The organism is Alcanivorax hongdengensis A-11-3 (assembly GCF_000300995.1).
Classification (GTDB): Bacteria; Pseudomonadota; Gammaproteobacteria; order Pseudomonadales; family Alcanivoracaceae; genus Alcanivorax; species Alcanivorax hongdengensis.
Genome location: NZ_AMRJ01000001.1, coordinates 317120 through 329485 on the forward strand (window position 1 = coordinate 317120; position 12366 = coordinate 329485).

At 63.9% G+C, this 12366-nt stretch carries 9 protein-coding genes; 7 read left to right on the forward strand and 2 right to left on the reverse strand.

Annotation, left to right across the window (positions count from 1 at the left end; all coding sequences use genetic code 11):
* Nucleotides 1-181 precede the first annotated feature (181 nt).
* Entirely contained in the window at nt 182-2809 is a 2628-nt protein-coding gene (locus A11A3_RS01430; RefSeq protein ID WP_051011721.1) for a penicillin-binding protein 1A, read from the forward strand.
* 114 nt (nt 2810-2923) lie between these two features.
* Here the strand turns inward: A11A3_RS01430 and A11A3_RS01435 are convergent, their stop codons facing one another.
* Together A11A3_RS01435 and rpmE are read right to left on the reverse strand one after the other, a co-directional pair.
* Complete coding sequence (locus A11A3_RS01435) at nt 2924-4198, reverse strand: malic enzyme-like NAD(P)-binding protein (RefSeq protein WP_008927478.1); 1275 nt, start codon at nt 4196-4198, stop codon at nt 2924-2926.
* Nucleotides 4199-4313: 115 nt separating this feature from the next.
* Nucleotides 4314-4532, reverse strand: coding sequence for a 50S ribosomal protein L31 (rpmE, locus tag A11A3_RS01440; protein ID WP_008927479.1), 219 nt, complete (start codon nt 4530-4532; stop codon nt 4314-4316).
* A 172-nt stretch (nt 4533-4704) separates the two neighbouring features.
* Here rpmE and A11A3_RS01445 point away from each other — a divergent pair, with 172 nt between their 5' ends.
* The 6 genes from A11A3_RS01445 (at nt 4705) to A11A3_RS01470 (ending at nt 12366) form a co-directional block, all read left to right on the forward strand.
* The gene (locus A11A3_RS01445) at nt 4705-6879 is read left to right on the forward strand and encodes a primosomal protein N' (protein WP_008927480.1); all 2175 of its coding nucleotides are present in this window, start codon (nt 4705-4707) and stop codon (nt 6877-6879) included.
* A 159-nt stretch (nt 6880-7038) separates the two neighbouring features.
* A complete protein-coding gene (gene argS / locus A11A3_RS01450; protein ID WP_008927481.1) occupies nt 7039-8790 on the forward strand; it encodes an arginine--tRNA ligase in 1752 nt (583 codons plus the stop codon).
* Nucleotides 8790-9458 carry an SPOR domain-containing protein gene (locus A11A3_RS01455; protein ID WP_008927482.1) on the forward strand — a complete coding sequence of 223 codons (669 nt, stop codon included), beginning with the start codon at nt 8790-8792 and terminating at the stop codon, nt 9456-9458. The genes argS and A11A3_RS01455 overlap by 1 nt, the downstream gene beginning before the upstream one ends.
* 247 nt (nt 9459-9705) lie before the next feature.
* Nucleotides 9706-10248, forward strand: a complete 543-nt coding sequence (gene hslV / locus A11A3_RS01460) for an ATP-dependent protease subunit HslV (protein ID WP_008927483.1) — start codon at nt 9706-9708, stop codon at nt 10246-10248.
* A gap of 1 nt (nt 10249) precedes the next feature.
* Complete coding sequence (hslU, locus tag A11A3_RS01465) at nt 10250-11593, forward strand: ATP-dependent protease ATPase subunit HslU (RefSeq protein ID WP_008927484.1); 1344 nt, start codon at nt 10250-10252, stop codon at nt 11591-11593.
* A 77-nt stretch (nt 11594-11670) separates the two neighbouring features.
* A complete protein-coding gene (locus A11A3_RS01470) occupies nt 11671-12366 on the forward strand; it encodes a DUF8198 family protein (protein ID WP_008927485.1) in 696 nt (231 codons plus the stop codon).

Sequence of the window (12366 nt, forward strand, 5' to 3'; positions counted from 1 at the left end):
TTGTTATTAAAGTGTTTTTTGTTGAGAAAGATACACTTACGTGTTTTTTATGTCGAATCACTTTAGGAGTTAGTAATAACAGAACAGATATTAGATCACAATAACCTTTCCGCCATATAATGACCCACTTCACGGGCCCAGTAGGCCTTTTTACCGATCCCAGCCAGTAGTTGCCATTGCTATGTCATTACCCCCCTGGATTCGCTACCTCTTCATGCTCATCCTCGCCGGCGCCGGCGGCGGCCTGGCCGTACTGGCGGCCTGTTACCTGTATCTGGCGCCGCAACTCCCGCCGGCAGGCCAGATCCGGGAAGTGGAATACCAGATTCCACTGCGGATCTACACCCAGGATATGAAGCTTGTTGCTGAATACGGCGAAAAACGCCGACAGCCGGTATCCTACGACGAATTACCGAAACCCTTCATCTCCGCGGTGCTCGCCGCCGAAGACGAACATTTCTTCAGCCACCACGGGGTGGACTTCAAGGGCCTGGTACGGGCTGCCGTGGAACTGGTGCGCTACCGTGAGATCCGCTCCGGCGGCTCCACCATCACCATGCAGGTAGCTCGTAACTTCTTCCTCAGCCGCGACCAGCGCTTCCTGCGCAAGTTTAACGAGATTGTACTGGCGATCCAGATCGAGCGCCTGCTCAGCAAGGAAGAAATCCTCGAGCTCTACCTGAACAAGATCTACCTGGGCCACCGGGCCTACGGTGCCGAGGCCGCCGCCCGCGTCTACTACGGCAAGGACATTGGCGACCTGGACCTGCCCCAGTGGGCCATGATTGCCGGCCTGCCCAAGGCGCCATCCGCCTATAATCCGATCACCAATCCCCAGCGGGCCCGCATCCGTCGCAACTGGATTCTCCAGCGCATGGAAAAGCTGGGCGCCATTACCGCCGAGCAGCGGCAGGCGGCCCAGGCAGCACCGGTGACCGCCCGTTACCACACGGCCAGGCCGGAAGTGGAAGCGGCCTATCTGGGCGAGATGGCCCGTATCCAGGCCAGCAAGCTGGTGCCCGGCGACATCTACACCGACGGCATCCGCATCATCACCACCCTGGACAGCAAACGCCAGCAGGAAGCGGTTCATGCCCTGCGCCAGGGATTGCATGAATATGACGAGCGTCACGGCTATCGCGGCCCTCTGGCCCAGGTGGACATCAGCCAGCTGCCCGACCTGCCTGCCGCCACCGACGCGGACGACAAGGCCCTGCCGGAACCGGATGACAAACCACTGCCCGCCGAAGAAGCCGCCCGTGAGCCGGCGCCGGAGCTGACCATTACCGGCCAGGATCCGCGTGTGGCCAAATGGACCGCCCTGCTGCAGGACTACAAGCAGGTGGGCCCACTGCGCCCGGTGCTGGTCACCACCATCAGCGACCAGCAGGCCGACATCCTGTTCCGGGACGGCAAGCGGGCACAGCTGGCCTGGGACGACATCAACTGGGCCAAGCCACAGATCAATGACAAGTATGTGGGCGATGCCCCCAGCCAGACCGCTGATGTCATGAAACCCGGCGATATCATCTACGTACGCCCGGTGGGCAAGGGCCAAGAGCGCCGCTGGCGTCTGGCCGAGCTGCCCAAGGCCCAGTCCGCGCTGGTCTCGCTGGACCCGCAAACCGGCGCGGTGCAGGCCCTGCAGGGCGGTTACAGCTTCGCCGTTTCCAAGTTCAATCGGGCTATCCAGAGCGAGCGCCAGGCCGGCTCCGTGTTCAAGCCCTTCATCTACACCTCGGCCATGGAAAACGGCTTCACGCCGGCCTCCATCATTAATGATGCCCCCGTGGTGTTCGATGATGACAAGCTGGAAACCGCCTGGCGCCCCACCGGCGCCAGCGGCAAGTTCTACGGCCCGGTGCGCATGCGTGAAGCGCTGTATCGGTCCCTGAACCTGGTTTCCATCCGTATCCTGCGTCAGATCGGCATCAGCCAGGCCATGGACACCCTCAAGCGCTTCGGCCTGCCCACCGACCGGTTCCAGCGGGATCTGTCCCTGGCCCTGGGCAGTGCCAGCGTCAGCCCCATGGAAATTGCCACGGCCTACAGCATCCTCGCCAACGGCGGCTACCGGATTAAACCCTGGTACATCAGCCGCATCGAAGACGGCAACGGCCATGTGCTGTGGAAAGCACCGGAAGTGACCTTCTGCGACCAGGATTGCGAGCCCACCGCCGAGGCGGAAAAGGCACCGGAAGTGGCAGATATCAAGCCTGAGAAAAGCAGCGCACCCAGCCTCACCAGCCTGCTGCAGAAAGAGGAAATGCCTCACGCTGAAAAAGCGGACAACACCCCCCCGCCCACCATCCAGCCGCCACCGGTGGTCGCACCACGGGTGGTCGATGCCCGTATTGTCTGGCTGATGGATTCGATCATGAAGGATGTGATCAAACGCGGCACCGGCACCCGCGCCCGGGTACTGGGTCGTGACGACCTGGCCGGCAAGACCGGCACCACCAATGATCAGGTGGATGCCTGGTTCTCGGGCTTCTCACCGGATCTGGTCGCCACCGTCTGGGTCGGCTTTGACACACCGTCGACCCTGGGCTGGGGCGAGTACGGCGGCCGTGCCGCCCTGCCCATCTGGATCGACTACATGGGCCCGGCCCTCAAAGGGGTGCCCGAGCACGACCTGCCGCAGCCTGAAGGGATTACCGCCGTTCGCATCGACCCGGACAGCGGCCTGCGCGCCCGGGCCAACAACCCCAATGCCATCCTGGAGTACTTCCGCAACGACGATGTACCCGATCTGGAGCCTCCGCTGGGCCCCAATGGCAAGCACAGCTCGCCGGAACAGATCTTCTGATCCGGCTCACCGGCGCCGGCCCGGCCGGCGTCGGTGACAATGCTTTTCTGGGCGATCCAGCACCATAAAAAAAGCCACCCGAAGGTGGCTTTTTTGCATTCCGTCCGCGCCGGTTTACAGCGCCGGAAAGATCTCGTCCAGCGAATTGAGCGGGTAGTGGGACGGGTAGCCCTTGCGAGCCACGCCGGAATCCACCGCAGCCCTGGCCACGGCCGCCGACACCCGACCCAGCAGTCGCGGGTCATTGGGCTTGGGAATAATATAGTCGGCCCCGAAGGTCAGCGGCTCGCCACCATAGGCGTCCAGCACCTCCTGGGGCGGCGCCTCACGCACCAGCTCGGCAATGGCGTGCACCGCGGCGATCTTCATTTCCTCGTTAATGGAGGTAGAGCGCACGTCCAGGGCCCCACGGAACATGTACGGGAAGCACAGCACATTGTTTACCTGGTTGGGGAAGTCGGAACGACCGGTGGCGACGATGGCATCCGGGCGCGCTTCCTTGGCCACCTCCGGGCGGATTTCCGGGTCCGGGTTGGCCAGCGCGAAGATGATTGGCTTGTCGGCCATGGTCTTGACCATTTCCGGCGTCAGCATATCCGGGCCGGACACACCGATGAACACGTCAGCGCCTTCCACCGCATCGTCCAGAGTGCGCTTGTCGGTATCGTTGGCCAGCGCCGCCTTGTACTGGTTCAGGTCATCGCGACGGCTGTGGATCACGCCCTTGCGATCCAGCACCAGGATATTTTCCTTGCGTGCGCCCATTTCGATCAGCAGCCGCACGGAGGCCACCCCGGCGGCACCGGCACCCACGCACACTACCTTGATGTCCTCGATGCGCTTCTTCTGGATCTCCAGCGCATTGAGCAGGCCGGCGCCGACCACAATGGCGGTACCGTGCTGGTCATCATGGAATACCGGCACATCGCACTGCTCCTTGAGAATGCGCTCGATCTCGAAGCATTCCGGCGCACGGATGTCTTCCAGATTGATGCCCCCGAAGGTGCGATGAATACGCATCACCGTATCGATGAAGGCCTGGCTATCTTCCGCGTCCACCTCGATATCAAACACGTCGATACCGGCAAACAGCTTGAACAGGATCCCCTTGCCTTCCATCACCGGCTTGGAGGCCAGCGCACCCAGATTGCCCAGACCGAGGATCGCGGTGCCGTCACTGATCACCGCCACCAGGTTGCCCTTGGAGGTAAAACGGTATGCCAGCTCCGGCTCACGCGCGATTTCACGCACCGGCTCTGCCACACCCGGGCTGTAGGCCAGACTCAGGTCACGGCTGGTCGCGGCCGGCTTGGTCACCTCAACACTGATTTTCCCGGGACGCGGCTTGGCGTGGTACTCCAGAGCCGCCGTTTTCAAATCCTCGGACATGGTGGTCTCCACTGCTCCCTGGTCGGGATATACACTGTGTACGCAAGGTCTTAAAGCAAAAAGCACCCGGCAGGGTGCTTTTCACAAGTCTTCATAATGCCGGTTGAAGAGGCTATCAGCCCTTCTTGCTGCGCATCATGCCGAAGCGCTGCTTGAACTTGTCGATCTGGCCACCGCTGTCGGCCTGCTTCTGCTTGCCAGTATAGAAAGGATGGCAGGCGGAACAAACGTCCAGGGCCATGTCGCCACTGCGGGTGGACTGGGTTTCAATCACGTTGCCACAGCTGCAGGTGTACGTGACTGCCTGGTATTCGGGATGGATCTCTGGTTTCATTGCTAAGCTCCTGCTTGTGTCGCTACCCGGCTCTGCGACGGGCACCACACGGCTTGCGCCTGGTAAAAAGAAGGCGAATCATAACAGCTTGACACCAATGCGCAAGCGCCATTAAGCCCGGCAAGCCTGACCATCACTGTCTTCGACACGTACCGCAGACCCAGGAAACTCCGTGCCGACCAAATCGACCCTGCAAATTGCCCTGCCGGTTCCCCTGCCAGGCTGCTTTGATTACCTGTATGCCGGCGACATACCGCCGGCACAGGGCAGCCGCGTGCAGGTACCCTTCGGCCGGCGCACCCTGATCGGCGTGGTGCACGGCCACGGACAGAGCGATTACCCGAAACTGAAGGCCGTCAAGGCGGTGCTGGATATCGAGCCGGTGATTCCCGCCGAGCTGTACGCCCTGTGCGAACGGGCCGCCCGCTACTATCACCATCCACTTGGCGAAGTGCTCAACTACGCCTTGCCCGGCCTGCTGCGCCAGGGCCAGGACGCCCAGGCCCGCCAGGCCCTGCGCTGGCACCTCACCGAGCGGGGCCAGCATGTCAGTGACGACCAGCTCGGTCGGGCGCCACGCCAGCTCGAGGCGTTAACCGTACTGCGCGAACACCCCAAAGGCCTGAGCCCGCCCATGCTCGCCGCCCTGGACGTGTCCAGCCAGGCGCTGGCCGCCCTGCGCGACAAGGGCTGGGCGGAGCAACGCGAAGAACAAACCGCCCCCTCCTCCCCCAGGGAGCTGCTGGCAGAGACCCACCTGCCCGCCAATGCGGAACAGCGCCGCGCCATCGCCGCCATTCGCGACGCCGACGGTTTTGTGCCCTTCCTGCTGGATGGCATCACCGGCAGCGGCAAGACCGAGGTCTACCTGCAGGCCATGGCGCCGGTACTGGAAGCCGGCAAGCAGGTACTGGTACTGGTGCCGGAAATCGGTCTGACCCCGCAGACCGTGCAGCGCTTCCGCCAGCGCTTCACGGTGCCGGTAATCACCCTGCACTCCGGCCTCACCGACCGGGAGCGGCTGGATAACTGGCTGGCCGCCCGCGACGGCCAGGCGCGCATCCTGATCGGCACCCGCTCGGCGATCTTCACGCCGCTGGCCAACCCGGGCCTGATCATTGTTGACGAGGCCCACGACGGCTCCCTGAAGCAGCAGGACGGCTTTCGCTACCATGCCCGCGACCTGGCCACCTGGCGCGCCCAGCAGCTGGCCATTCCGGTGATTCATGGCAGCGCCACCCCGGCGCTGGAAACCCTGCATCTGGCCCGCACCGGCCGCTACCGGGAACTGCGCCTGAGCCACCAGGCCAGTGACAGCCGCCGCCCGGCCATCGAGGTGCTGGATGCGCGCAGCGCCAGCCCGGCCCAGCCCCTGCTGCCCACCTCCCTGCAGGCCCTCAGGGACTGCGTGGCCGCCGGCAAGCAGGCGCTGGTGTTCATTAACCGGCGCGGCTATGCGCCCATGATTCTCTGCCAGGATTGCGGCTGGCAGGCGGAATGCCCGCGCTGCGACAGCTTCTTTACCTGGCACCGCAGCGACAACAGCCTGCGCTGCCACCACTGCGACAGCCATCGGCGGGTACCCAGCCGCTGCCCGGACTGCGGCTCGGCGGCGATTCAGGAGGCCGGCAGCGGCACGGAAAAGCTGGAAAGCCTGCTCAACGATGCCCTGGAGGTGCCGGTGATCCGAATTGACCGCGATGCCACCCGCCGCAAGGGCGCCCTGGACGCCCAGCTGGCACGCATCCAGGCCGGTGACCCGGCGGTGCTGGTAGGCACGCAGATGCTGGCCAAGGGCCACCACTTCCCGAAGCTGGCGCTGGTGGTGATTCTGGATATGGATGCCGGCTTTCTCAGCGCCGACTTCCGCGGCCCGGAGCAGGCCGCCCAGCTGCTGCTGCAGGTCGCCGGGCGCAGCGGTCGGGAAGGCGCCGGCCGGGTGCTGCTGCAAAGCCGCCATCCGGACCACCCGCTACTGCAACAGGCCGCCAGCGGCGATTACGGCGCCCTGGCCACCACCCTGCTGGCCGACCGGCAGCTGGCCGGCCTGCCGCCCTTCGGCCACCTGGCACTGATGCGCTGCGAGGCCATGACCCTGGGCAAGGCCATGGACTTCCTGCAGCAACTCAGCAACATGACAATGCCGGAGGGCGTACACCTGCTGGGGCCGGTACCGGCGCCCATGGAAAAACGCGCCGGGCGCTTTCGCGCCCAGCTACTGTTACAGGCCGACCAGCGCCCGCCCCTGCACGGCGCCATCGACGCCCTGCTGGAGCAGGCCCGTGCCCTGCCCGCCGGCCGCCAGTGTCGCTGGCACATCGACGTGGACCCGATCGACATGCTGTGAAAGTCTGACGTCCGATGTCGGAAGACCGACGCCCCTGTCTGCGTCGCAGCCAGTCAGACCACAGCCTCATACCCACCGACCGGGGCAAGCATTTTCGCCCCTTTTCCCGTACAATCGCCGGCCAATTGAACGGCCAGACGCCCACCACGAAAGAACGCCATGAAAGAACGCCTGATCGCCCTGATCGAATCCGCCCTGGATTCCCTGATTGCCGCCGGCACACTGCCGGCGGACGCCAAGCGCCCGGTGCAGATTGACCGCACCAAGGACAAGAGCCACGGAGACTTCGCCACCAACATCGCGCTGATGCTGGCCAAGCCCGCCGGCATGAAGCCCCGCGACCTGGCCGAGGCGCTGATTGCCGCCCTGCCAGCGGACAGCGCGGTGGCAAAGGTGGACATCGCCGGGCCCGGCTTCATCAACTTCTTCCAGGCGGAGGACTTCCTCAACAGCCAGCTGGACGCGGCCCTGGCCGACGCCCACCTGGCGGTGCCGCGCGGCGCGCCACAGACGGTGGTGGTGGACTACTCCTCCCCCAACCTGGCCAAGGAAATGCACGTGGGCCATCTGCGCTCCACCATCATCGGCGATGCGGTGGTACGCACCCTGGAGTTCCTCGGTCACCAGGTGGTCCGCCAGAACCACGTGGGCGACTGGGGCACCCAGTTCGGCATGCTGCTGGCCTACCTGGACGAGCAGAAACACGAAGAAAGCGCCGCCGAGCTGTCCCGTGAACTGGGCGATCTGGAAGGCTTCTACCGCGCCGCCAAGCAACGCTTTGACGAATCCGAAGACTTCGCCACCCGCGCCCGCGGTCTGGTGGTCAAACTGCAGGCCGGCGATGCCGATTGCCTGAAATTGTGGCGCGAGTTCAATGACGTTTCCCTGAGCCATTGCCAGGCGGTCTACGACCGACTTGGTGTCAGCCTGACGCCGAGCGACGTGCGCGGCGAAAGCGCCTACAACGATGACCTGGCCCAGGTGGTCGCCGACCTCACGGCCAAAGGCCTGCTCAGCGAAGACCAGGGCGCCCAGTGCGTGTTCATGGACCAGTTCAAGAACAAGGACGGCGACCCGCTGCCGGTGATCGTGCAGAAGGCCGATGGCGGCTACCTGTATGCCACCACCGACCTGGCCGCCCTGCGTTACCGGGCAGGCACCCTGGGCGCCGATCGCATGCTCTACTTCGTCGATCAGCGCCAGGCCCTGCACTTCCAGCAGATGTTTGCCCTGGCCAAGCTGGCCGGCTTCGTACCCGAGGCCACCGAACTGGCACACATGGGCTTTGGCACCATGAACGGCCCGGATGGACGGCCCTTCAAGACCCGTGACGGCGGCACCGTGAAACTGATCGACCTGCTCGACGAGGCCGAACAACGGGCCTACGCCCTGGTCAGCGAAAAGAGCGGCGAGCTGGACGAGGACGAACTGCGCAGCATCGCCCGGGCCGTGGGCATCGGCGCGGTAAAATATGCCGACCTGTCCAAGAACCGCAGCAGCGACTACATCTTCAATTTCGACCAGATGCTCAGCTTCGAGGGCAACACCGCGCCCTACCTGCTGTACGCCTACACCCGGGTGGCCAGCGTATTCCGCAAGGCCGGCCTGGCCATGGATGCGGTGAGCGGTGACTTCCAGCTCAACGACGACGCCGAACAGGCTCTGGCCGCCCGGCTGGTACAGTTCGGTGAAGTCCTGCAAAGTGTGGCCGACAAGGGCCAGCCGCACCTGCTGTGCGCCTACCTCTACGATGTGGCAGGGCTGTTCTCCAGCTTCTACGAGCACTGCCCGATTCTCAGCATCGATGACCCGGCGCTCAAACAGAGCCGCCTGAAGCTGGCCGCCCTGACCGCACGGACTCTCAAGCAAGGCATGGAATTGCTGGGCCTGAGCCCGCTGGAGCGCATGTAATGGCCAAGAACACCCGCCGCGGCGCCAGCCGCAGCGGCCGCCGCCCGGCCGCAAAGAAATCCAGTCAGCGCCAGGTACCCGGCTGGGTCTGGCTGTTCACCGGCCTGATGGTCGGCCTGTTTGTGGCCTTTCTGTTTCATCTGGGCAAAACCCAGCTGGAACACCCGCAAGCCGTGAAGATCCCCGTGGACCATCCGAAAGCGGCCCCGAAAAACGACACAAAACCCGACGCCGACAGCAAGACCGCCAAGGGCAAGGACGAGCCCAAGTTCGACTTCTATGCGGTGCTACCGAAGATGGAAGTGATCGTGCCGCAGAACGAGCGGGATGAAGAGCGCAACAGCAACAAGACCGCCAGCAAACCCGCAGACACCGGCAAGAGTCAGAACACGGCGTCCAACCGCACCAGCGACAAGACCAGCAGCAACGGCGATCGCTACATGCTGCAGGCCGGCAGCTTCCGCGGGGAAGATGACGCCGACCGTCGCCGCGCCGAGCTGATCCTCAAGGGTTTCGAGGCCAGCGTTCAGGCGGTGAGCCTGGAAAGCGGCGACACCTGGCATCGCGTGATGATCGGGCCCTACAACAGCGTCAACGCCATGCACAGCGCCCAGGACAAACTGGCCGCCAACGGCGTGGAGACCCTGCCGATCAAGATCAAGAAGTGATGGCGCCCCTGCTGAGGGGCTCATCAGGCGACGGTGCGGCTATGGGTAATTGATAACGGCGCCATGACCTGCCTTGGCCCTCTGCGGGTAACGTCCCCGACAGGGCCATGGCCGTGGCGCCCTGCACTTGCCTGACAGCAAGCCGGCTCGCGAACTGTCAATTATCCATTATCAATTCCCCCTCTTCCCTTGAATACGCTCTCCCCCGCCCCTACCTCCCTCTCTACGAGATAAAAGGAGAACTCCCGTGGAGCAGTATCGCGGTACGACGATCGTTTCCGTTCGCCGGGGCAACAACGTGGTCATCGGTGGCGATGGCCAGGTATCCCTGGGCAACACCGTCATGAAAGGCAACGCCCGCAAGGTGCGCCGCCTCTATCACGGCAAGGTGATTGCCGGTTTTGCCGGCGGCACCGCCGACGCCTTCACCCTGTTCGAACGCTTTGAAGCACAACTGGAAAAACACCAGGGGCACCTGGTACGGGCCGCCGTGGAGCTGGCCAAGGACTGGCGCACCGACCGGGCCCTGCGCCGCCTGGAAGCCCTTCTGGCCGTGGCCGACAAGGACAACTCCCTGGTCATCACCGGTAACGGTGATGTGATCGAGCCGGAAAAACACGGCCTGATTGCCATTGGCTCCGGCGGCCCCTTCGCCCAGTCGGCCGCCACCGCCCTGCTGGAAAGCACTGACCTGTCCGCCCGCGAAATCGTGGAAAAGGCACTGACCATCGCCGGTGATATCTGCATCTACACCAACCACAACCACACCTTCGAGGAGCTGGACGGTTAATATGGCCACGCTGACCCCCAAAGATATTGTTTCCGAACTCAATCGCCATATCGTCGGCCAGGATGCCGCCAAGAAAGCCGTCGCCCTGGCGCTGCGTACCCGCTGGCGCCGTATGCAGCTGCCGGCGGAAATGCGTGCCGAAGTCTCCCCCAAGAACATCCTCATGATCGGCCCCACCGGCGTGGGCAAGACCGAAATCGCCCGCCGCCTGGCCAAACTGGCCGACGCACCCTTCATCAAGGTCGAGGCCACCAAATTCACCGAGGTGGGCTATGTGGGCCGCGACGTGGAATCGATCATCCGTGATCTGGTGGAAATGGCCATCAAGATGCTGCGCGAGAAGGAAATCGCCCGGGTCGGCTCCCAGGCCGATGACGCCGCCGAAGACCGCATCCTCGACGCCCTGTTGCCCGCCGCCCGCGGCGACGACGGCAACCCGGCGGACAGCACTGACAGCAAGACCCGCCAGATCTTTCGCAAGAAACTGCGCGAGGGCGAGCTGGACGACAAGGAAATCGAAGTGGACCTGCTCAGCCAGGGTAGCGGCATCGACATCATGGCCCCTCCGGGCATGGAAGAAATGACCAGCCAGCTGCAGCAGATGTTCTCCAAGATGGGAGGCAACCAGCGCCGCAAGACCCAGAAGCTGAAAGTGCGCGAAGCCTATCGGCTGATCCGCGACGAGGAAGCGGCCCGCTTCGTCAACGAAGACGAACTCAAGGTGCAGGCCATCGACGCGGTGGAAAACAGCGGCATCGTGTTCCTGGATGAAATCGACAAGGTCGCCAAGCGTGGCGAGGGCGGTGGCACCGATGTCTCCCGCGAAGGCGTGCAGCGCGACCTGCTGCCACTGATCGAGGGCTCCACCGTGACCACCAAGTACGGCATGGTGAAGACCGATCATATCCTCTTCATTGCCTCCGGGGCCTTCCACCTGGCCAAACCCAGCGACCTGATCCCCGAGCTTCAGGGCCGCCTGCCGATTCGTGTGGAACTGAGCGCCCTGAGCCCGGAAGACTTCCAGCGCATTCTCACCGAACCCAAGTGCTCGCTCACCGAGCAGTACAAGGCGCTGCTGGAAACCGAAGGCCTCAATCTGGAAATCACCGACGACTGCATTCGCCGCATTGCCGAAGTGGCCTGGCAGGTCAACGAACGCACCGAAAACATCGGTGCCCGTCGCCTGCATACGGTGCTGGAGAAACTGCTGGAAGAGATCAGCTTCGACGCCGACTCCCTGGCCACCCAGTACCACGACAAGCCTCTGGTACTGGATGCGCAAGCCGTGGACCGCTACCTGGGTGAACTGGCGGACGACGAGGACCTGAGCCGCTACATTCTCTAGGGCCCGGGCCTGCCCGGACGTCAGACTTCCGACGTCCGGGCGCTTTCCTGCTATCATCCTGCGCCGGAGGAAACACCATGACCGCCGGCGAACAACTTCAGCACTATCTGGAACGCTTCTTTGCCCTGCGCCAGCACGACGACGATGCCGTCTTCCTGGCCCGGCTGCGGCGTCTGCAGGACTGGCAGAGCCAGCGTCTGCGCCACACCCACCGCCATCTGCTTGACGATACCGCCACCGCACCGGGCATCGACTTTCTGCTGGTGGATGTCTACGGCGGCCGTGATCTGCTGCCCGTGGCCCGCGATATCCGCCGCGCCCTGCCCAAGGCCATGAGACTGCTGCCCGACAAGGTCATGGCCACCTCCGCCAGTGCCCTGGAAGCGGCCATCCTCACCCAGGAACTGGACGAGGCGATCACCACCCACCTGGGCGAGCGCCTGGAGCAGCCCCTGGACGAGGCCAGCTACCTGGCTGCCTTCCGGCAGGAAGGCCACCGCGCCGACCGCCAACGCCAGCTGCAACTGGTGGCCGAACTGGGCCACCGGCTGGACCGTTACATCCGCTCGCGCATGCTGCAAACGACCTTCAAAATGGTGCGCAAACCGGCCCATGCGGCGGGCTTTGCGAACCTGTATGATTTCATGGATCGCAGTTTCCGGGTGATGAAGCCGGTGCCCAGCGTGGGCCTGCTGCTGGAGCAGCTGGCCGCCCGCGAAGAGGCCATCATGGACAAGGTCTTCGCCCATCACCCCGCCCCGTTTGAGGACTAA

Bases quoted from the DNA above. Each gene is read 5' to 3' on its own strand.
- A11A3_RS01430 (WP_051011721.1), top strand. From the start codon at position 182: ATGTCATTACCCCCCTGGATTCGCTACCTCTTCATGCTCATCCTCGCC.
- A11A3_RS01435 (WP_008927478.1), bottom strand. From the start codon at position 4,198: ATGTCCGAGGATTTGAAAACGGCGGCTCTGGAGTACCACGCCAAGCCG.
- rpmE (WP_008927479.1), bottom strand. From the start codon at position 4,532: ATGAAACCAGAGATCCATCCCGAATACCAGGCAGTCACGTACACCTGC.
- argS (WP_008927481.1), top strand. From the start codon at position 7,039: ATGAAAGAACGCCTGATCGCCCTGATCGAATCCGCCCTGGATTCCCTG.
- A11A3_RS01455 (WP_008927482.1), top strand. From the start codon at position 8,790: ATGGCCAAGAACACCCGCCGCGGCGCCAGCCGCAGCGGCCGCCGCCCG.
- hslU (WP_008927484.1), top strand. From the start codon at position 10,250: ATGGCCACGCTGACCCCCAAAGATATTGTTTCCGAACTCAATCGCCAT.
- A11A3_RS01470 (WP_008927485.1), top strand. From the start codon at position 11,671: ATGACCGCCGGCGAACAACTTCAGCACTATCTGGAACGCTTCTTTGCC.